Source organism: Streptomyces sp. NPDC006235 (assembly GCF_040613735.1).
In the GTDB taxonomy this organism is placed as follows: domain Bacteria; phylum Actinomycetota; class Actinomycetes; order Streptomycetales; family Streptomycetaceae; genus Streptomyces.
On record NZ_JBEXSR010000078.1, the window covers coordinates 1 to 19,347 of the forward strand.

The window sequence follows — 19,347 nt, forward strand, 5'->3', positions numbered from 1 at the left end:
CCGGCGGTGTGCTGCTGCCGTTCTTCTCCTTCATGACCTTCCTGATCGCGGTCCCGACCGGTGTGAAGTTCTTCAACTGGATCGGCACCATGTGGCGCGGAAGCCTCTCGTTCGAGACACCCATGCTGTGGGCGACCGGCTTCCTCATCACGTTCGTGTTCGGCGGGCTCACGGGCGTGCTGCTCGCTTCGCCGCCGATCGACTTCCACGTCTCAGACTCGTACTTCGTGGTGGCGCACTTCCACTACGTCATCTTCGGCACCGTCGTGTTCGCGATGTTCTCCGGCTTCCACTTCTGGTGGCCGAAGTTCACCGGCAAGATGCTGGACGAGCGCCTCGGCAAGATCACCTTCTGGACGCTGTTCACCGGCTTCCACGGCACGTTCCTGGTCCAGCACTGGCTCGGCGCTCAGGGCATGCAGCGGCGGATCCCCGACTATCTGGCGGTGGAGGGCCTGACGACGCTCAACACGGTGTCGACGATCAGCTCGTTCCTGCTCGGCATGTCGATGCTGCCGTTCTTCTACAACGTCTGGAAGACGGCGAAGTACGGCGAGCGGGTCACGGCCGACGACCCGTGGGGCTACGGCCGTTCCCTGGAGTGGGCCACCTCCTGCCCGCCGCCCCGCCACAACTTCGTCGCCCTCCCCCGGATCCGCAGCGAGTCCCCGGCGTTCGACCTGCACCACGCGGACGTCGCGGCGGCGGAGCGGGAGCTGACGCTGCGATGACCGCGATGGAAGGTCTGCCCGTGAACCTGGACCTGCGGGCGTTCCACAACGAGGTCGAGGGTCATCTGCTCGCGGCGGCCGCGCACGAGGAGGCCCGCGCGGCCGCCGCGCGTTTCGCCGCCCGGCTCGAACGGCTGCCGGAAGCCGAACGGGAGGAGGTGGAGCGGCAGTTCGCGGCCGAGCACCTCGCCCTCTCCCGGGCCTCGTGGCAGCGCACGGCGCGGCGCGGGCAGGAACTGCGCGGCGAGTACGAGGCGGTGTACCGCAGGCTCCGCGCACGGCTGCTGGCCGGTCTGCTGCTGGGATGCGCGCTGCTGGTGGCAGTGGATCTCGTGGTGCTGGTGTCGGTCTAGCCAGCCGCTAGGCCCCGCTGACGGCTGGCCGGTGTCAGGCTCCGCTGACGGCTGGCCGGTGTCAGGCCCCGCCGCCGGCCAGGCGGAGTCAGGCCCCGCTGCCGGCGGGATTCCTCAGCACCTCGATCAGGCTGGCGTAACTGTCCTGTCCGTGGCCGGTGGCGGCGGCCTTCTCCATGGCGGACTTCAGGAGCTCGGGCAGCGCGTTGTCGATGCCTCGGGCCGCCGCCGCGTGGATGAGGTGGTCGATGGCCGCGATCTGCACGTCGACCGTGGCGTCGTCGCCCGGGTACCGGCCGGCGTCCACCTGGGGCGCGTACGTGCTGAGGAAGCCCGCCACCGCGTTCAGCCAGCGGATCGCCACCGGGGTGAAGGCGGTGGCGGACGTCCCCTCGGCGCCGACCAGTGCGGTGCCGTGCAGCCAGCCGGTCATGGTGGACCACATCAGTCCGAGCAGGGCGGCGTCGTAGAGGGAGGCGAGGCCAGGGTCGGTGCCCAGGTGGAGGGGGTCACCGAGGGACGCCAGGGTGGAGCGGTGGGCGTCGAAGACCTCCGGGGAGCCGCTGTAGAGGAACATCATGGCGGGGTCGCCGACGCCGGGCGGGGTGGTCATGATGGCGCCGTCGAGGTAGCCGGCTCCGTGGGAGTCGGCCCACTTGACCGCTTCCTGGGCCTGCTCGGGGGACCCGGAGGTGAGGTTGACCAGGGTTCTGCCCGCCAGTTCACCGGCGGCCGGGTCGAGGGCGGTGTACAGCGCCTCGTAATCCAGGACGCAGGCGATGGTCAGCGGCGAGGCGGCGACCGCCTCCTGCGGTGTGCCGGCCAGCCGGGCGCCGCGGTCGACCAGGGGGCGGGCCTTGTCCGGGGTCCGGTTCCAGACGGTGGTCGGGTGGCCCCGATCCAGCAGCGCGGCGGCCAGTGCCGAGCCCATCGAGCCCAGTCCGACGACGGTGACCGGCTGGCGGTGTCCTGCGTTCATGCCCAACTCCTCGTGGTTCCTTGCCGAATGACGCGTGATCACGTACGACCACGCTCGCAGGGCACGAAGATCGGGAACAGTGACAGCGGTGACGGCCTCCACCAAATTCCTGCCATAGGCTGCGGAGCATGAGTGCCGGTTCTGTCGCCGTGGTCGTGACCGAGGAGATCGGGGTCCCCTCGTGGGATCTGTACGAACTGAGCATCCCGTGCACCGTGTTCGGCAAGCCGCAGCCTGATCTGGCCGACCCCTGGTACGACCTGCGGCTGTGCGGGACCGGGGCCGGGGTGGAGGAGGAGGGAGATGGTGCGGCGGACGGTCACGGGCTGAGCCTGCGCACCCGTTACGGACTGGACGATCTGGTCGGTGCCGACACCGTCATCGTGCCCTCGGTGCCCGACCCGTGCGTCGAGGAGGGCAGGCCGCTGCCGCGGAAGCTGATCGACGCCCTGCGCCGGGCTCATGACGCGGGCGCCCGCATGGTCTCCCTGTGCACCGGTGCCTTCGCGCTGGCCGAGGCGGGGCTGCTCGACGGGCGGCGTGCCACCGCCCACTGGATGCACACCGCACAACTGGCCGAGCGCTACCCGAAGGTGCAGGTCGACGCGTCGGTGCTGTACGTGGACGACGGCGACGTGCTCACCAGCGCCGGACTGACCGCAGGCCTCGACCTGTGCCTGCACCTGGTGCGGCGCGATCTCGGCGCGCACGTCGCCAACCAGCTGGCGCGCCGCATGGTGGTTCCCGCCCACCGGCCGGGCGGGCAGGCCCAGTTCATCGAGCTGCCCGTGCCGGCCGGCGACGACGAGGGGCTGGCGCCCGTCCTCGAATGGGCGAGGGCCAACCTGGACCGGCCACTGACCGTCGCGGATCTGGCGCGGCGGGCCGCGATGAGCCCGCGTACGTTCTACCGGCGGCTCCAGGCCGCCACCGGGACGACACCGCTCCAGTGGCTTCTCGACCAGCGGCTCGGGCGCGCCCGGTCAGTGCTGGAGTCGACGGACCTGCCCATCGAGAAGGTCGGGGAGCTGAGCGGCCTCGGCACGGCCAACAATCTCCGCCACCACTTCCTCAGGCACCTCGGGGTGTCGCCCGGCGACTACCGGCGGGCCTTCCCCGGAGCCCGGGCGAACGGGCGTGGACGTACGCGGGTCTGAGTCAGGTCTGCGGACTCCAGCCCGGGGGCCGCAGGATTCCCAGCAGTTGCCGGACCAGTTCGTCGACGACCTCGTCCAGCGTCGCGTCGACCCAGCCGGCGCTCCAGTCGTGCAGCAGGCCGTTGACGCTGCCGATGAAACCCGTCGCCGCGAGGCGGTAGTCGCGGGGTGCCGCCTCCCCGCGCGCGGCGGCCGCGCGGGCCTCGGCGCAGATGAGGTCGACCCAGCCGGCCCGGCGGGCGAGCCGCTGTTCCTCCAGGCGCGGGCTGACGCCGATGATCTCGACGAAGGTGATGCGGATCCGGCGCGGATCGGCGGCGAGGTTCCCGGCGTAGGCGCGGAAGATGGCGGTCGCGCGCTCGACGAGCGGCAGGTCCGCCGCACCGGCCGCCGCCTCCAGTACCGCTGCTTCGGCCCAGTCGTTGACCTGGAGGTGCAGGGCCGCGAGTACGTCCTCCAGGGTGCGGAACTCCTCGTAGAACTGACGGGTGGACAACCCGGCCGCCTCGCTGAGGGCCGCGACGGTGGTGGCGCGGAAGCCGGGGGTGTCGCCGAACAGTTGGAGCGCGGCGTCCAGGAAACGCCGGCGCCGCTCGGCCTGCCGCTCCTCGGCGGTCTTGCCGCCGTAGCGGCCGGTCGGCGCTCTGAGTCTGCCCGGCACCGGCTCTCCCTTCATCCTCTCGAACACCCATCTTCGCTCGCACGCGATTTTGTCGTGCCGCGGTCTTGTGAAGAAGGCCGCCCCTTCCTTACTTTGCAGTAAGTTCATTCTGAAAGCACGTGTGTTCAGATTCCTCACCCCACCCGCAGAGGAGGGATCAGCCATGCCCGTCTTCCGACGACGGCATCTGCGCTCCCTGACCGCCGCCCTCGCCCTGACCGCCACCGTTCCCGCGACCACCGCCCACGCGGACGCCCCCGACGCCTCCGCCGCGCTGCGCCAGGTGCTGTTCGTGGGCAACAACTGGGACGGCACCGCCGAAGTCATCAAGTCCACCGGCGACTTCGCGCGGATCGGCCGGATCAACGTCGTTCCCGACAAGGACGAGCGGATGGCGGAGATCAACGCCGATCCGATCAGATGGATCGCCTTCATGACGATCCGCAACAGCGTCGGCGAGGGACACGACCAGTTCGTCGACGACATGTACTCCACGCCGGACGGGAAGTCGGTGGTCGTCTCCCGGCCCAGCTTCGCCGACGTCGTCTCGATCGACCTGGCCTCCGGGCGGATCAACTGGCGTTTCCCGGTGTCCGGCTTCCGCGCCGACCACATGGCCGTCTCCCCCGACGGCAAACGGGTCGCCGTGTCGGCGTCCACCGGCAACGCCGTGCACGTCCTGGACATCGAGACCGGCAAGCAGCTCGGCAAGGCCACGACGGGTGACAAGCCGCACGAGAACATCTTCACCAAGGACGGCAAGTACATCTACAACATGTCGATCGGTGACGTGAACACGCAGACCGACGCGCCCTGGCTGGACTGGACGAAGGGCGACCGGCGCATCACCGTCATCGACGCGACCACGTACCAGCAGGTCAAGGTCATCGACATGCGCTCGCGCCTGGATGCGATCGGCCTGAAGGACTTCTCCGACGCGGTCCGGCCGGCGGTGTTCTCGCCGGACGAGTCGAAGCTGTACTTCCAGGTGTCGTTCTTCAACGGCTTCTTCGAGTACGACCTGGCCTCCGACAAGATCACCCGTACGAAGACCCTGCCGAAGAACCCGGCGACCAGCGACGACCGCACCACCTTCGTCAACGACTCGCGCCACCACGGCCTTTCGATGAGCCCGGACGGCAAGAAGCTGTGCGTCGCCGGGACCATGGACGACTACGCCACGGTCGTCGACCGCGGCACCCTCCAGGAGGGCCCGCTCGTCACCGCCGCCAAGCCCTACTGGGCGACGGTCAGCGGTGACGGCAAGAGCTGCGTCGTCTCCGAGAGCGGAACCGACCAGGTCACGGCCATCGACTTCGCCACCGGGAAGAAGACCGTGTCCGTGCCGGTCGGAGACCACCCGCAGCGCGTCCGGCTCGGTCAGGTGGAGGCCGGCTGGACGAGCCCGTCCGCTAGCTGACCTCCTTCGCGGCCCACGCGGCCAGCTCGGAGCGGGCCGCTTTCAGCAGCTCGGCCGAGGGAGCCGTCGCCCCGTTGGTCACCAGCGAGTAGTGCAGGACGCCCGAGTCCGGCGCGGTGAGCAGCAGGCGGCGGCTTCCCGTACCGCCGGGCTCCTGGGCCACGCCGACCGGGGTGGTCGAGGTGTACGCGGGCGGCGCGTAGGACGTGCCCAGGTCGGAGACGACCGTGGTGGACGCCGTCGGGAAGCTCGCCGGCAGGTGCAGTTCGGTGGGTGCCCGGCCGCCGTCCGAGCGCCACAGCAGCAGCCCGTACTGTCCGGAGCCCACCAGCCGTTTCACGTTCGGCAGTGAGTCCGGCACCGGGTTCCAGGTCAGGGTCGTCGAACCGTCCCGGGACCGGTCCTCGTAGGTGAAGCCGACGGTCTTCCCGGCCGTGGCGCTCGGGTAGAGGCGGTCCAGGAGCCGGGCGTCCTGGCGCAGCACCGGCTTGCCCGAGTCGTCGAGGCGTACGGCGGACAGGTCCTCGTCGTTCCAGGCGTCACCGGTGGTGAGCACCTTGTCGGGGTTGCCGTTCATCAGCTCGCGGTGGCGGCCGTTGTAGATGTCCCACTGCCATTGCGAGCCGGAGAGCACCGGCCCTGAGGCCGCCGGGTCGGACCACCAGTCGGCGCCCTTCAGGCGGGAGTCGAGGGCCTGGTACATCGCCTTGAGGACGGTGGGCGCCTTGTCGGAGACGTTGCCCGCCAGGGGGTGACCGAACTCGCTGACGACGGCGGCGGTCTGCGCTGCGGCGGCCCGGTCGCGGACCGTGCGGAAGTCGTTCGCGTACTGGCCGTCGGCCGCCTTGCCCCACATGAAGACGCCGGAGATGGCCTTCTGGTCGTAGAAGTGGGTGTTGAAGACGTAGCGGGGCCCGAGCCTGCCCGCGTCGAGCAGGCCGCCCTCCTGCTTCTGGAAGTCGAGGTTGGCGTTCCAGAAGAGGTTCGGCTCCACGAAGGCGGGCTTGTCCCGCCAGCCGGCCGCGTCCATACGGGCCCGGAACTTCTCGAAGAACGGCCACAGCACGTCCTTCTCCCAGGAGCGGCTGGTCTGCCCGGAGTCGTACACGCCCGCGTGCGGCTCGTTGTAGGGGTCGAAGCCGACGACGCCCTTGAACTGGTCGGAGCTCAAGTGCTGTTGGACGTACGCCATGGCCTTCTCGGCGGTGGCGAGGAAGGCGTCCTGCACGCCGTGCGCGTTGTGCCAGAAGTCGTACGTGGCGCGCTTCACGGCCTCGTTCTGGGTGATGTTCTGCCCCCAGAAGAGGCAGATCCCGCAGGACTCGTCCGGGTAGTTCCCGGCGTCCACCGCCCACTTGGGCGCTCCGTCGCCGGTGTACCAGCTGTCGGAGTCGAAGAGGTGCCGGGAGTAGAGGTCCTGGTGGAAGTCGGGGTAGACGCGGATGCCGGCGTCGAGGAAGGCCTTCATCTGGGCGGTGGCGGCGGCCAGGTAGGCGGTGTCGACCGTGCCGCGCTCGGGCTCGGCGTAGGCCCAGGAGAGCAGGAAGCGGACGGTGTTGCCGCCGCCGAGGGCGCGCAGGGCGGTCGCCGACTTGCGGGCGTCCGCGACGGAGGCGAAGGGCAGGCCCTTGTTCTCCGCGAGCTTGGTCTCACCGGAGACGTTGTAGCCGCGCAGGACGACCTCGCGGCCGGAGGCGTCGGTGAAGCGGCCGTTCTGCACGGTGACGGTCGGGTCGTCGAACCAGAGGGAGCCGGGAGGGGGCGCGGGGGGGGGGGGGGGGGGGGGCGCCCCCCCCCCCACCGACAGGGAGCCGAAGAGGACAGCCAGGACAACCAGCAGACGTACTCGGATAGTCGGCATGTCCACTACAGTCCGGTGATTTCAGGACACCGTCAACACCCCTGACTCTGGAGTAAGTTCCCTCTCGGCCAGCGCGCACACCTCATCCACCCACTCTTCGTGTCACGTTCAACAAGTACTCCTTCCTGTTCAGCGGGTTGTGGTCGGTGCGCGGACGCTCGGGAATCGTGCCGTGCATGACTGGCGCATAGTGGTCGAAGGCGCTCTCCAGCTCTCCCTCACCGCGGGTGAGCCCCGGCAGCAGGTGCCCGAGGGCGTGCACCCGGGCCGCCGGCACGGTGCCTTCGAGGACGCAGAGGTTGCCATGGTTGCGCGTGGTCGCCGGTACGGCCGCCAGCCCGGCGAGCGCCGGCAGCAGGGGGCCGAGGGTGTCGGCCGGGGCCTCGATGCGGAAGCGGTGCATCGGCTCGTGGACCCGTGTGCCGGCCCTCCGCAGCGCCTCGACGAGCACCAGCGGGGTGACGCCGCGGAAGTCGGCTCCGGTGCTCGACATGCTCTTGTCGAAGCCCTGATGGGCGTGGCTCTGGCGGGGCGAGTAGCCGCTGTGGGTCATGGTGACCGTGCAGTCGGGGACCTGCCAGCCGTACAGCCCCTGGCCGAGGGTCTCGCGCACGGTGTCCTCGACGGCCTTGAAGAAGGCGTACGGCATGGAGCCCAGCTCCACCTCCAGCCGGAAGTCGACGCCCGAGCCGACCGGTGCGGGCTCGACGCGCAGGCCGACCGTCGCGAGGAACGGGTTCGCGTCCTTCTTGTTGAACTCCACGGCATGCCCGGTGCCGACGACCCGTTCGACGCACAGCGGGGTGGTCTCGCGGAAGGTGACGCGGAGACCGTACTCGTCGGCCAGGGTCGCCTGGACGACCTCCTTCTGCACCTCGCCGTAGAGGGAGACGGAGGTCTCCTGCCGGCGCTCGTCGTGGCGCAGGCCGATCAGCGGGTCCTGTTCGGCGAGTTGGGTGAGCGCGAGGTGCAGTGCGCCTCTGTTCACGCCTGGCCCCGGGACGACGACCGTCTCCAGGGTGGGCGGGGCGAAGACGTGCTCGTACGCCTTGCGGGGTTCACCGATCGCGTCGCCGATCCTGATGTCGGCGAGACCCCACAGCCGGGCGATCTGCCCCGCGGCGACGGCGTCGGCGCGGGTGTCCGTGCCGTGGCCGAAGACGCTGATCCCGGTGATCCGGCCCTCGGCGCCGTCCGCTCCGCAGGGGATCCGGTCGCGGGTGCGCAGCGTGCCGGAGTACATCCGGGCGTAGGCGACCTTCTCCCCCGCCGGTCCCCGCTCGACCTTGAACACGGTGCCGGAGACCGGCCCGTCGGCGTCCCCGTCGGCGGCCGGCAGCAACTCCTCGATACCGGCCAGGAGCGCGTCCACGCCCGCACCCGTCGCGGCGGAGCCGAAGTAGACCGGGTGGACCAGGGCCTCCCGGGTCCGCGCGACGAGGGATCCGCGCAGGTGGGCGTCCGTGACCGTGTCCTCGACGTAGGCGGACAGCAGGGTGTCGTCGTGCTCGGTCAGCACGTCGAGGGCGGCGGCCGGGCCGGGCCCCGGGACAAAGCGGGCCGCGCGCGTGCCGAGGCCGGTGGCGGTTCCCATCGGCACGATGGCGGGTGTCAGGCGGGCCGCGACCGCCCGCAGCACCTCCTCGTCCCGCGCCCCGCGCCGGTCGATCTTGTTGACGAAGAGCAGGGTCGGGATGCGCAGGCGCTGGAGCGTCCGCATCAGCACCCGCGTCTGCGCCTGCACCCCTTCGACGGCGGAGATCACGAGGACGGCGCCGTCCAGCACGCCGAGCACGCGCTCCACCTCGGCGATGAAGTCCGGGTGACCGGGAGTGTCGATGAGGTTGACCGTCACACCGTCGAGCGGGAACGAGACGACGGCGGACTTGATGGTGATGCCACGCTGCCGCTCCAGCGCGAGGGTGTCGGTACGGGTGTTCCCGTCGTCGACGCGGCCGACCTCGTCGATCACCCCGGCCGAATGGAGCAGCCGCTCGGTCAGGCTGGTCTTACCGGCGTCGACATGGGCGAGAATTCCAAGGTTGAGCAACTGCACGAAGCGTCATGTCCTTCGGAGAGAGATCCGTTCCTGACTGGGGGGACATGGACGCACGGCGCATCTGGGCTCCTCGGGACTCGGTGACGTCGTCGCATCGACGACCCGTGCAGTGCAGCAGACCGGCCCGGTGGGCCACAACGGAATTAACCGCCGACGGGGTACCCGGCGGGGGCGCGGAAGGAGAGGAGCCGGTCGTGCGTGACATCCTCCCGGTGCTCGGCCGCTGGTACGCGGCCGGGCTCCCGTTCGGGCTCGCGACGGTCGTCGAGGTCAGCCGCAGTGCGCCGCGCGACCCGGGCGCGGCGATGGCGGTGGGTCCGGACGAGGAGGTCGTGGGCAGTGTGTCCGGGGGCTGCGTCGAGGGCGCGGTGTTCGAGCTGGCGCAGGAGGTCGTGGCGAGCGGTGAGGCCCGGCTGGAGACCTTCGGCTACAGCGACGAGGACGCCTTCGCCGTCGGCCTGACCTGCGGCGGTGAGATCACGCTGCTGGTGCGTCCCGTGACGCCCGGGCTGGATCCCGCCTTCGGCGCGGTCGTGGACTGCGTCGCGGCCGGAGAACCGGTGACGGCGGCGACGGTGACCGACGGCCCGGCGCCGCGCGGGGCGGCGCTCGCCGTCCGGCCGGACCGGGTGTCGGGCACGCTGGGCGCGGGCGGCCTGGACGCGGCCGTCACCGCCGACGCGCGCGGCGAGCTCGCTCTCGGGGCCACCGGCCTGCGGCACTACGGGCCTCAGGGGCAGCGCCGCGAGGACTCCGTCAGCGTGTTCCTGCAGTCCTTCGCACCGCCGCCGCGGATGCTGGTCTTCGGCGCGATCGACTACGCGGCGGCCGTCGCCCGCATCGGGGACTTCCTCGGCTACCGCGTCACGGTCTGCGACGCCCGCCCCGTCTTCGCCACGCCCCGGCGCTTCCCCGAGGGCGTCGAGGTGGTCGCCCAATGGCCGCACCGCTACCTGAGGGACACCGACACCGACGAGCGCACGGTCGTCTGCGTCCTCACCCACGACCCCAAGTTCGACGTGCCGCTGCTCCAGGAGGCACTGCGCCGGCCCGCCGCATACATCGGGGCGATGGGCAGCCGCCGTACCCACGCCGACCGGGCGCGGCGGCTGGCCGAGGCCGGCCTCACCGAGCGGGAGCTGTCCCGGCTGCGCTCACCGGTCGGTCTTGACCTGGGAGCCCGTACGCCGGAGGAGGTGGCGGTGTCCGTCGCCGCCGAGATCATCGCGCTACGGTGGGGCGGTACGGGCGCCCCGCTGACCCTGACCGAGGGAGCGGTGCATCCGCGCCGTCAGCGGTGAGTCAGGCGCCGGACCGTCGGCCCCAGGCCGAGATCATCGGCGAGGTGGCGAGGTCGAGGCGCCCGGCCTCCACGTCGGCGAGGTGCCGGTCGATCTCCTCGTCCGTGGCGAGGCCCTCCGCGACGAGCCGGTCCCGCACCTGCCGGACGGTGGCCGCCTCAAGGACGTCGCACGCGGGCGAGGTGACCGGGAAGTAGGCGTCGGTCTCGACGTCGGCGAGTCCGGCCTCGCGCAGCAGTCGCGGCAGCCTGCGTCCGTAGGAGAGGTCGGCGCCACGCTGCCGCAACAGCTCACGGAAGCCCGTGCGGAGCCGGTTGGCCAGCTCCTGCTCGGGGCCGTACTCGTCGGGGCAGATCAGCGGCTGGAGCGCGGGGTCGGCGTCCTCGACCAGGAGCCACCCGCCGGGACGCAGGGCCTGGACCATGGCGCGCAGCGCGGCGTCCCGCTCGGCCACGTGGACCAGGACGAGGCGGGCGTGGATCAGGTCGAAGGGCCCGGCCGGGGGTTCGTCGCGGCCGACGTCGTGGCGGAGCACCTCGACTCCCTCGGTGACGGCCGCCTCGGTCCAGGACACGTCGATGTCGGTGGCGAGCACGCGCCCGCTTGGCCCGACGCGATCGCGCAACCATGCGGCGACGCTGGGCCCGCCGGCCCCGACCTCCCAGCACCGCCATCCCTCGGCGATCCCGACCTGCTCGAAGTGCCGGAACGTCGAGGCGTCGAAGAGGGCGGACAGCGCGTCGAAGCGCGTACCGGCCTCGGCCTGCCGGTTGTCCAGGAGGTATCCGTCGTCCCGAGCCATGCGCCGATCATGGCATGGCGGTGCGTACGGCGATCGGACAGCCCCTAGCTGGACGTGCGGGGCGGCAGCCGGTGCAGTTCGACGTCGGTGAGCCGGCCGTCGGCGACCGTGGCGGTCAGGTACGTGCAGTGCGGCTGGCGGCGGCGGTCCGTCGGGGAGCCCGGGTTGAGCAGGCGCAGGCCGGTGGGTGCCGTGGTGTCCCAGGGGATGTGGCTGTGGCCGAAGACCAGCACGTCGAGGTCGGGGAAGCGGGCCGCGCAGCGCTTCTCCCGGCCCTGCGCGGGGCCCGTCTCGTGGACCACGCCGAAGCGCAGCCCGCCCAGCTCCGCGTACGCCACCTCGGGCAGCCGGGCGCGCAGGTCCGGTCCGTCGTTGTTGCCGTACACGCCGACGAGGCTGCGGCAGCGGTCCTCCAGCAGGTCGAGGGTGGCCGTGTCGACCCAGTCGCCGGCGTGGAACACGACGTCCGCGTGCGGGAGTTCGGCCAGCAGCGGGGCGGGCAGGGCCTTGGCCCGCTTGGGCAGGTGAGTATCGGACATGAAAAGCAGGCGCACGTCCTCACCCTAGAGGCTTGCCGCAGCCCCGCCCGGGAACCCGGCCGATCTTCGAACATGCTGACTCCGCAGCTCAGTTGCCTCGCGGCCGGAGATGATCACGGCCCGGTCTCGAAAGGTGAGGCGGCGTCGCCGACCGGGTTAGCATCGGGCATCACGCAAGACAACAGGACGTCTACGGCAAGCGACCCGAAGGGGCCCGGAAACCCGATGCCGGTCAAGGTCAGCGTCATCGTCCCCGTGTACAACCCGGGGATCTACATCGAGGACTGCATCGCCTCGCTCCAGAGGCAGTCCCTGCCTCCCGAAGAGTACGAGGTGATCTTCGTCGACGACGGCTCGACCGACGAGACACCGGCCCGCCTCGACGCGCTCGCCGCCGAGGACTCCCGGATGAAGGTCATCCACCAGGAGAACTCCGGCTGGTCGGGCAAGCCCCGCAACGTCGGCATCGAGGCCTCCCGCGGCGAGTTCGTCATGTTCGTCGACAACGACGACTACCTGGGCGACGAGACCCTGGAGCGGATGTACGACTACGGCGTGGCCAACGGCGCCGATGTCATCGTGGGCAAGATGGCCGGCAAGGGCCGCGGGGTGCCGGTGGAGCTGTTCCGCCGCAACCATCCGCGCGCCACGGTCGAGAACGCCCCGCTCATCGACAGCCTCACCCCGCACAAGATGTTCCGCCGGGCTTTCCTGGACCGCATCGGCCTGCGCTTCCCCGAGGGGCGGCGGCGCCTGGAGGACCACGTCTTCATCGCCGAGGCGTATCTGCGCGCGGAGAACGTCTCCGTGCTCAGCGACTACGTCTGCTACTACCACCTCCGGCGGGAGGACAGCTCCAACGCCGGCTTCGAACGCTTCGATCCCGTCGGCTACTTCAGGAACCTCCGCGAAGCCCTCGACGTCGTCGAGCGGTACACCGAGCCGGGCCCGGTGCGCGACAAGCTCTTCCGGCGCTGGCTGCGCGTGGAGATGGTCGAGCGGCTGCGGGCCCGGCGCTTGCTGAAGCTGCCGGACGACTACCGCAGGGAGCTCTTCGCCGAGATCCACGAGGTCGTCGTCGAGCGGTTCGGTCCGGGCGTCGCGGCCGGGCTCCAGCCGACGCAGCAGGTCGTCGCCGCGCTGACCGCGGCCGATCGGTACGACGACGTCGTGTCCTTCGCCCAGTGGGAGGCGGGGGTCGCGCCCAAGGCGTCCCCCGGGCACGTGGAGTGGCGGGACGGTTCCCTCAGCATCGGCTTCACGGCCGAGTACACCTCCGGCGGCGAGCCGATGACCTTCCCCGCCGAAGCCGAGGCGACGCCGCTGGACGACGCGCCCAAGGATGTCACCGAAGCGGTGGAGTGGGTGGCCGCGCAGACCGCCGCGCGCTTCGGCCAGGCCACCGCCGACCTGCTGCTGCGGGAGCGGTCCAGTGCCGCGCAGTACTTCCAGCCCGTGCGGTTCACCCGCGAGACCGTGCCCGTCGGGGACGGCGAGGAGGTCCGGCTGGTGCTGCGGGCGACCGCCACCGTCGATCCGGCCGACCTGCCGCGGGACGGCGTCTGGGACGCGCTCGTCCGGGTCAAGCTGGGCGGCTGGACCAAGGAATGCCGGCTGGGCCCGGCGCCGACGGCGAGCCGGCCCACGCCGGACGCCGGGGTCGTCGGGGGCCGTGCGGCGCTGCCGTACTGGACGGATCCGCACGGCAACCTCTCCCTGGAACTCGGCCCGCGGGGCAAGCGGCTCGGACTGGGCCGCGTGCAGCAGTCCGCCGTCACCGTCACCGAGGACCAGGTGCGGGCGCGGCTTCCGCTGTACGTCCCCGGCGACACCCAGGTGCGCCTGCGGTTCGTCTCCGCCCAGGAGATCTTCGAGGCGTCCGGCACGCTCTCCCCCGCCGCGGGCGGGACAGAGGCGGTGCTGACGGCATCACTGCCCGCGGAGAGCCGCTCGGGCGGGGTCTGGCGGGTGGCCCTGTGCCTGGCCCCGGACGCCGCCCGGCCGCTGTACACCGGGCTGCCGTTCGCGCTGCGCGCCGCGGGCGGGCGTGTGCAGGTGGCGCCCGTACCGCAGCCGGGTGTAGCCCTGCGGTTGGCGCGGCGTGCACGGCGCGTGCTCGGCGCCGCCCGCCGGAAGGTTTCCCGTCTCAGGATCGGAGGGCAGTGACAGCATGCGACCACTGGGGATAGAGGGCGCTTGGGTTCTGGAGCCCAAGGTCTTCCCGGACGACCGGGGCAGCTTCCACGAGTGGTACCGGGGCGCGGAGTTCCGTGAGGCCACGGGCTACGACCTGTCCCTGGCCCAGGCCAACTGCTCGGTCTCCCGGCGGGGCGTGCTGCGGGGCGTGCACTTCGCGGACGTGCCGCCCAGCCAGGCCAAGTACGTCACGTGTGTGCGCGGTGCCGTGCTGGACGTGGTGATCGACATCCGCGTGGGCTCCCCCACCTACCGGCAGTGGGAGGCCGTCCGGCTCGACGAGGACACCCGGCACGCGGTGTTCCTCGCGGAGGGACTGGGCCACGCGTTCATGGCCCTGACGGACGACGCGACGGTGGTGTACCTGTGCTCGGCGGGCTACGCCCCGGAACGCGAACACGGCATCCACCCGCTCGACCCGGCCCTGGGCATCGAGTGGCCCGCCGGCATCGAGCCGCTCCTCTCCCCCAAGGACGACCAGGCCCCGAGTCTTGCCGAGGCGGAACGCGAGGGCCTGCTGCCGTCGTACGAGACGTGTCTGGCGTACTACGAGGAGCTGCGGGGGCGGCGGCAGGACGGCTGACGTCCACGGCACCCCCGGGGGAAAGGCCGAGTCACCTCACCCCGGCACGCCGAAGGCCCGGGCGCGCGCAGCGCCCGGGCCCGGATCCGCAAGGCGCCGGAGGCCTCAGCGGCTGACGCCCACCTGCTGCAGGGCCTTGCGCAGGGGCTCCCAGCCGATGGAGCGGGGCAGGCCGCGGTTGCGGGCCTGGACGAGGGGACGCCAGAAGCCCGCCTCCACGAGGGCCTCGGGGCGCACCGCACCGGCCCGTTCCAGGATCGCCTCGGGGACCTTCTGCGGGTCGGGGATCTTGTACTCGGCCATGATCTCGTCGTACTTGTCGTGCAGGACCCTGTTGTTCGGGTCGGCACCGAAGACGACCAGCTGGCCGGTCGGGGCGGTGTCCACCTGGACCGTGACCAGGTCGGGGCGGTAACGCGCCAGCACCTCGGTGATCTTGAAGACGTCGCCGGTCCAGGCGTTGGTGTGCCGGTCCCGGGCCGCCTCGTCGATGCTGCGCGGCAGCATGTCGTCGAGGACGATCACGCTGGACCAGTCCGAGTACTTCTCGACGTTCATGAAGTCGCGCAGTGCGAACTCGAACAGGTGCATGCCGTCGATGAACGAAAGGTCCAGCGTCGTCTTGCGCCAGTAGCCGATGGGGCTGCGGCCGCGGCGCAGGTTGCGCAGCGGGTGACGGCCCCCCTTGAGGTGCTGGAGGGGGTTGTCACGGGCGAAGAAGTCGTCGCTGGTGGCCTTCACCAGGTGGACGTCGCACTTCAGCTCCGAGACCACCTTGAAGGCGGGGTCGATCGCGATGCTGGGGACACGGGACAGCGTCAGGCTGCGGCCGTCGTTGACGCCGATCTCCAGGTAGTTGCGATTGGCGCTGACCTTGTGCAGTTCCCGGAGGAACTCATGGCGTTTCACGAAGGGGGACCTTCCTTGCGGATACGGGGCAGTGCTTCGTGCAGGGCGGAGCGCCAGTCACGCGGCAGCGGCAGGCCGATCTCCTGCCACCGGCGGTGCGCGAGGGCGCTGTACGCCGGGCGGGGCGCGGGCCGGGGGAAGGCCGCGCTGCTGGTGGGGCGCACCCGGTCCGGGTCGGCACCGACGAGGGAGAACACCTCGCGGGCCAGCTCGTACCAGGTGGCCTCGCCGGAATTGGTGGCGTGGAAGACGCCGTGTGCGTCCGGTCCGAGCCGTACGCCGAGGTCGGCGATCCGCTCGGCGACGTCCGCGCTCCAGGTGGGCTGCCCGCGCTGGTCGTCGACGACGTCGAGCGTGTCGCGGCGGGCTTCGAGACCGATCATGGTCCGCACGAAGTTAGTGCCGTGGACCCCGTAGAGCCAAGCCGTGCGCACGATCGCGCTCGCCCCGGGCAGTTCCTCCAGCACGGCCCGCTCCCCGGCCAGCTTGGTGCGGCCGTAGGCGGTGCGCGGGTGCGCCGGGTGGTCCTCCGGGTAGGGAGTCGGGCGGGCCTCGCCGGAGAAGACGTAGTCCGTGGAGAGGTGGATCATGCGGGAGCCGTGCGCGGCGCAGGCGCGGGCCAGCAGGCGCGGCCCGTCGCCGTTGATCTCCAGGGCGCGTGCCTCGTCGCTCTCGGCGTCGTCGACGGCCGTGTACGCGGCGCAGTTCACGACCAGGTCGGGCCGGTGGTCGCGCAGGGCCGTGTCGACGCCGGCGGACCGGGTGATGTCCAGGGCCGCCCGGTCCAGGCCCACCACGTCCTCGCCGCGCCGGGTGAGCTCCTCGACCACGTCATGGCCGAGCATGCCGCCGGCCCCGGTGACCAGCCACCTCATGCGCGCTCCTGGGCGACGCGCTGCTTGAGGGGTTCCCACCAGGCACGGTTGTCGCGGTACCAGGCGACGGTCTCGGCGAGGCCGGTGGTGAAGTCGTGGCGGGGGCTGTAACCGAGTTCGTCGCGGGCCTTGGACCAGTCGACGGAGTAGCGCAGGTCGTGGCCCTTGCGGTCCTCGACGTACTCCACCCGGTCCCAGTCCGCGCCGCAGGCGTCGAGGAGCAGGCCGGTGAGTTCCTTGTTGGTGAGCTCGGTGCCGCCGCCGATGTTGTAGACCTCGCCGGGCCGGCCCTTGGTGCGGACGAGGTCGATCCCCTGGCAGTGGTCGTCCACGTGCAGCCAGTCGCGGACGTTGCGGCCCTCGCCGTACAGCGGCACCTTGTGGCCGTCGAGGAGGTTGGTGACGAACAGCGGGATGACCTTCTCGGGGAACTGGTGCGGGCCGTAGTTGTTGGAGCACCGGGTGACGCGCACGTCCAGGCCGTGGGTGCGGTGGTAGGCCAGGGCGAGCAGGTCGGAGGAGGCCTTGGAGGCGGAGTACGGGGAGTTCGGTTGCAGCGGGTGGTCCTCCGGCCAGGAGCCGGTCTCGATGGAGCCGTAGACCTCGTCGGTGGAGACGTGCACGAAGGGGCCCACGGCGTGGCGCAGGGCGGCGTCCAGCAGGGTCTGGGTGCCCAGCACGTTGGTGCGGACGAAGTCGGCCGCGCCGGTGATCGAGCGGTCCACATGCGACTCGGCGGCGAAGTGCACGACCTGGTCCGCGTCGGCCATGAGCTTGTCGACCAGTTCGGCGTCGCAGATGTCGCCCTGCACGAATTCCAGCCGGGGATGGCCGAGTTCGAGGTTGTCGAGGGTGCCGGCGTAGGTGAGCTTGTCCAGCACGGTGATGCGCGGCGCGTCGGGTGTGTCCGGGGCGAGCAGTGCGCGGACGTAGCGGGAGCCGATGAACCCGGCTGCGCCGGTGACGAGGAGGTTCATGAAGTGATCTGCACCTTGCTGTGGTCTCCGAGGACGAAGCGGTGGGCGCTGGGGACGCTGGGGGCCGGCGTCACCTCGACGTGCCGGCCTATCAGCGAGGCCTCGATCCGGCCGACGCCCTGGATCGAGGAGTCCCGCAGCACGATGGAGAACTCGACTTCACTGTCGGTGATCCGGCAGTTCTCCGCGATGGAGGTGAAGGGACCCACGTAGGAGTTACTGATGACGGTTCCGGAACCGATGACGGCGGGGCCGACGATGCGGGAGTTGACGATCCGCGCGCCCTCCTCCACCACCACACGCCCGATGGTCTCCGACGTGGTGTCCACGTCGCCGTCGATCCGGCGGTCCATGCCCTCGAGAACCATGCGGTTCACCTCGAGCATGTCGCCGACGTTGCCGGTGTCCTTCCAGTAGCCCGTGATGACCGTGGAGCGCACGTCGGCGCGGGAGTCGATCAGGTGCTGGATGGCGTGGGTGATCTCCAGCTCGCCGCGCCAGGACGGTTCGATGGCGCGTACCGCTTCGTGGATCAGGGGGGTGAACAGGTAGACGCCGACCAGGGCGAGATCGCTCTTGGGCCGGTCGGGTTTCTCCTCCAGGCCGACGACCTGGCCGGAGGGGTCGAGTTCGGCGACGCCGAAGGCGCGTGGGTCGGCCACGCGCGTGAGCAGGATCTGGGCGTCGGGCCGGTTGCCGCGGAACTCGTCGACGAGGTCGGTGATGCCGCCGACGATGAAGTTGTCGCCGAGGTACATCACGAAGTCGTCGTCGCCGAGGTAGTCCCGGGCGATCAGTACCGCGTGGGCCAGCCCGAGGGGCCGCTCCTGAGGGATGTAGGTGACCTTGAGGCCGAACTGCGACCCGTCGCCCACGGCTTCCTCGATCTCCGCGGCCGTGTCCCCGACGATCATGCCCACGTCGGTGATGCCGGCCTCGGCGATCGACTCCAACCCGTAGAAGAGCACGGCCTTGTTGGCCACTGGCACCAGTTGTTTGGCCGACGTGTGTGTGATCGGCCTCAGTCTTGTTCCTGCGCCGCCGGACAGCACGAGAGCCTTCATTCGGTTCACCTTAGTCGTGATCCGGCGGATGTGAACATCACTTCTTTTAGTTGTCGATGCGCGGAGTTACGACCGTCGTCACCGCACGGCCTCCTGGGGAGCGGTCAGTCCTCGCCCCTGACGATGTTCCAGTCCGGCTCGGAGCGCGCGGTCCTGGTGGTGGACCGGTCCTCCACGGCGGGGAGGCAGGTCCGCGGCGCGGCCTTGCCGCGCAGGCGGCGTGCCGTCGACCAGCCGGTCTCGGGCCGACGGGTGAGGGGCTTGTCACTGGTCTCCATGGTCGTCACGGCTCATCATCTTCCTTCTGCTGTCCGCTGCTGTTCGAGTCCCCATGAACAAACCGAACAAACACGAGTCGTGACGTCTCGGCGGCGCTCTGAAGTCCCGTGCGTCTCAAGGCCGTTGACCCCCGACATGCGACGGTCCCGCGCACTGTGCGTGCGCGGGACCGGCCGGCCGGGTGCTGTGGTCAGGTGTTGGGGCGCGCGGCGCTGATGTCGCCCAGCGCCGAGTCCGGGTCGCGCTCCATGGCCATGTCGCCCAGGGAGACGATGCCCACGGGGTGGCCGTGGTCGACGACCGGGATACGGCGCACGGAGTGCTCCCGCATCAGCTGCACCGCCTGGTCCAGGTCGTCGTCGGGGCTGACGGTGACCAGATCGTCACTGCACGCGCCGGCCACGGTGGTCTGCTCCGGGTCACCGCCCTGGCTGATCGACCGGACTACCAGGTCACGGTCGGTGACCACACCGCGCAGATCGTCGCCGTCCGTCACCAGGACGACGCCTAGTAGTGCTTCGTTAGGTTCTGGGCTGTCTGTGGCTGCTCCGAGGGCTAGGTAGGCGCCGTCCGCAGGTGGTGCAGGTACCGGTCCAGCACC

Annotated in this window: 18 protein-coding genes and 1 pseudogene; 7 read left to right on the plus strand and 12 right to left on the minus strand. The window is 70.9% G+C overall.

Translation table 11 applies throughout. The annotated features are described in order from the left end of the window. The coding region (locus ABZ192_RS41985) for a cbb3-type cytochrome c oxidase subunit I (RefSeq protein WP_356929723.1) at positions 1–731 on the plus strand (731 nt) is incomplete at its 5' end. Further along, positions 728–1,084, plus strand: a complete 357-nt coding sequence (locus tag ABZ192_RS41990; protein ID WP_356929724.1) for a hypothetical protein — start codon at positions 728–730, stop codon at positions 1,082–1,084. The genes ABZ192_RS41985 and ABZ192_RS41990, both read left to right, overlap by 4 nt. Before the next feature lie 88 nt (positions 1,085–1,172). On the opposite strand, the gene ABZ192_RS41995 is transcribed toward ABZ192_RS41990, so the two are convergent. Further along, a complete protein-coding gene (locus tag ABZ192_RS41995) occupies positions 1,173–2,063 on the minus strand; it encodes an NAD(P)-binding domain-containing protein (protein WP_356929725.1) in 891 nt (296 codons plus the stop codon). A 128-nt stretch (positions 2,064–2,191) separates the two neighbouring features. Here ABZ192_RS41995 and ABZ192_RS42000 point away from each other — a divergent pair, with 128 nt between their 5' ends. After that, positions 2,192–3,220, plus strand: coding sequence for a helix-turn-helix domain-containing protein (locus ABZ192_RS42000; protein ID WP_356929726.1), 1,029 nt, complete (start codon positions 2,192–2,194; stop codon positions 3,218–3,220). 1 nt (position 3,221) lies between these two features. On the opposite strand, the gene ABZ192_RS42005 is transcribed toward ABZ192_RS42000, so the two are convergent. Continuing rightward, positions 3,222–3,881 carry a TetR/AcrR family transcriptional regulator gene (locus ABZ192_RS42005; protein WP_356929727.1) on the minus strand — a complete coding sequence of 220 codons (660 nt, stop codon included), beginning with the start codon at positions 3,879–3,881 and terminating at the stop codon, positions 3,222–3,224. A gap of 163 nt (positions 3,882–4,044) precedes the next feature. On the opposite strand from ABZ192_RS42005, the gene ABZ192_RS42010 reads away from it, so the two are divergent. Continuing rightward, positions 4,045–5,301: a YncE family protein gene (locus ABZ192_RS42010; protein WP_356929728.1), complete on the plus strand. Its 1,257-nt coding sequence runs from the start codon at positions 4,045–4,047 to the stop codon at positions 5,299–5,301. Here ABZ192_RS42010 and ABZ192_RS42015 read toward each other — a convergent pair. Both ABZ192_RS42015 and ABZ192_RS42020 read right to left on the minus strand, forming a co-directional pair. Then, positions 5,294–7,162: a cellulase family glycosylhydrolase gene (locus ABZ192_RS42015; RefSeq protein ID WP_356929729.1), complete on the minus strand. Its 1,869-nt coding sequence runs from the start codon at positions 7,160–7,162 to the stop codon at positions 5,294–5,296. The two genes, ABZ192_RS42010 and ABZ192_RS42015, sit on opposite strands and share 8 nt — an antisense overlap. 82 nt (positions 7,163–7,244) lie before the next feature. After that, entirely contained in the window at positions 7,245–9,218 is a 1,974-nt protein-coding gene (locus ABZ192_RS42020) for a translation factor GTPase family protein (RefSeq protein WP_356929730.1), read from the minus strand. Positions 9,219–9,415: 197 nt separating this feature from the next. Between ABZ192_RS42020 and ABZ192_RS42025 the strand changes: the two genes are divergently transcribed. After that, on the plus strand, positions 9,416–10,522 hold the full coding sequence (locus ABZ192_RS42025; protein ID WP_356929731.1) for an XdhC family protein: 1,107 nt from the start codon (positions 9,416–9,418) through the stop codon (positions 10,520–10,522). A 1-nt stretch (position 10,523) separates the two neighbouring features. Here ABZ192_RS42025 and ABZ192_RS42030 read toward each other — a convergent pair whose 3' ends face one another. Both ABZ192_RS42030 and ABZ192_RS42035 read right to left on the minus strand, forming a co-directional pair. Next, the gene (locus ABZ192_RS42030) at positions 10,524–11,324 is read right to left on the minus strand and encodes a methyltransferase domain-containing protein (RefSeq protein WP_356929732.1); all 801 of its coding nucleotides are present in this window, start codon (positions 11,322–11,324) and stop codon (positions 10,524–10,526) included. A gap of 44 nt (positions 11,325–11,368) precedes the next feature. After that, positions 11,369–11,878 carry a metallophosphoesterase gene (locus ABZ192_RS42035; protein WP_356929733.1) on the minus strand — a complete coding sequence of 170 codons (510 nt, stop codon included), beginning with the start codon at positions 11,876–11,878 and terminating at the stop codon, positions 11,369–11,371. Positions 11,879–12,088: 210 nt separating this feature from the next. Here ABZ192_RS42035 and ABZ192_RS42040 point away from each other — a divergent pair, with 210 nt between their 5' ends. Both ABZ192_RS42040 and rfbC read left to right on the plus strand, forming a co-directional pair. Continuing rightward, positions 12,089–14,029 carry a glycosyltransferase family A protein gene (locus ABZ192_RS42040; RefSeq protein ID WP_356929734.1) on the plus strand — a complete coding sequence of 647 codons (1,941 nt, stop codon included), beginning with the start codon at positions 12,089–12,091 and terminating at the stop codon, positions 14,027–14,029. 4 nt (positions 14,030–14,033) lie between these two features. Further along, positions 14,034–14,642 carry a dTDP-4-dehydrorhamnose 3,5-epimerase gene (gene rfbC, locus ABZ192_RS42045; protein WP_356929735.1) on the plus strand — a complete coding sequence of 203 codons (609 nt, stop codon included), beginning with the start codon at positions 14,034–14,036 and terminating at the stop codon, positions 14,640–14,642. Positions 14,643–14,747: 105 nt separating this feature from the next. Here rfbC and ABZ192_RS42050 read toward each other — a convergent pair whose 3' ends face one another. From ABZ192_RS42050 to ABZ192_RS42075, 6 genes and pseudogenes are all read right to left on the minus strand, one after another. Next, entirely contained in the window at positions 14,748–15,551 is an 804-nt protein-coding gene (locus ABZ192_RS42050; RefSeq protein WP_279543208.1) for a class I SAM-dependent methyltransferase, read from the minus strand. Further along, positions 15,548–16,426, minus strand: a complete 879-nt coding sequence (gene rfbD, locus ABZ192_RS42055; RefSeq protein WP_356929736.1) for a dTDP-4-dehydrorhamnose reductase — start codon at positions 16,424–16,426, stop codon at positions 15,548–15,550. Before rfbD ends, ABZ192_RS42050 begins: the two co-directional genes overlap by 4 nt. Next, positions 16,423–17,403 (minus strand): dTDP-glucose 4,6-dehydratase, encoded by a 981-nt coding sequence (gene rfbB / locus ABZ192_RS42060; RefSeq protein WP_356929737.1) that lies wholly within the window; start codon positions 17,401–17,403, stop codon positions 16,423–16,425. Before rfbB ends, rfbD begins: the two co-directional genes overlap by 4 nt. Next, positions 17,400–18,467 carry a glucose-1-phosphate thymidylyltransferase gene (locus ABZ192_RS42065; protein ID WP_356929738.1) on the minus strand — a complete coding sequence of 356 codons (1,068 nt, stop codon included), beginning with the start codon at positions 18,465–18,467 and terminating at the stop codon, positions 17,400–17,402. Before ABZ192_RS42065 ends, rfbB begins: the two co-directional genes overlap by 4 nt. 104 nt (positions 18,468–18,571) lie before the next feature. Beyond that, complete coding sequence (locus tag ABZ192_RS42070; RefSeq protein WP_356929739.1) at positions 18,572–18,754, minus strand: hypothetical protein; 183 nt, start codon at positions 18,752–18,754, stop codon at positions 18,572–18,574. A gap of 182 nt (positions 18,755–18,936) precedes the next feature. Beyond that, positions 18,937–19,257 (minus strand): annotated as a pseudogene (locus tag ABZ192_RS42075) (CBS domain-containing protein); the annotation flags it as partial. Positions 19,258–19,347: the final 90 nt, after the last annotated feature.

Bases quoted from the DNA above. Each gene is read 5' to 3' on its own strand.
- ABZ192_RS41990 (WP_356929724.1), top strand. From the start codon at position 728: ATGACCGCGATGGAAGGTCTGCCCGTGAACCTGGACCTGCGGGCGTTC.
- ABZ192_RS41995 (WP_356929725.1), bottom strand. From the start codon at position 2,063: ATGAACGCAGGACACCGCCAGCCGGTCACCGTCGTCGGACTGGGCTCG.
- ABZ192_RS42000 (WP_356929726.1), top strand. From the start codon at position 2,192: ATGAGTGCCGGTTCTGTCGCCGTGGTCGTGACCGAGGAGATCGGGGTC.
- ABZ192_RS42010 (WP_356929728.1), top strand. From the start codon at position 4,045: ATGCCCGTCTTCCGACGACGGCATCTGCGCTCCCTGACCGCCGCCCTC.
- ABZ192_RS42015 (WP_356929729.1), bottom strand. From the start codon at position 7,162: ATGCCGACTATCCGAGTACGTCTGCTGGTTGTCCTGGCTGTCCTCTTC.
- ABZ192_RS42030 (WP_356929732.1), bottom strand. From the start codon at position 11,324: ATGGCTCGGGACGACGGATACCTCCTGGACAACCGGCAGGCCGAGGCC.
- ABZ192_RS42040 (WP_356929734.1), top strand. From the start codon at position 12,089: ATGCCGGTCAAGGTCAGCGTCATCGTCCCCGTGTACAACCCGGGGATC.
- rfbC (WP_356929735.1), top strand. From the start codon at position 14,034: ATGCGACCACTGGGGATAGAGGGCGCTTGGGTTCTGGAGCCCAAGGTC.
- rfbD (WP_356929736.1), bottom strand. From the start codon at position 16,426: ATGAGGTGGCTGGTCACCGGGGCCGGCGGCATGCTCGGCCATGACGTG.
- rfbB (WP_356929737.1), bottom strand. From the start codon at position 17,403: ATGAACCTCCTCGTCACCGGCGCAGCCGGGTTCATCGGCTCCCGCTAC.
- ABZ192_RS42065 (WP_356929738.1), bottom strand. From the start codon at position 18,467: ATGAAGGCTCTCGTGCTGTCCGGCGGCGCAGGAACAAGACTGAGGCCG.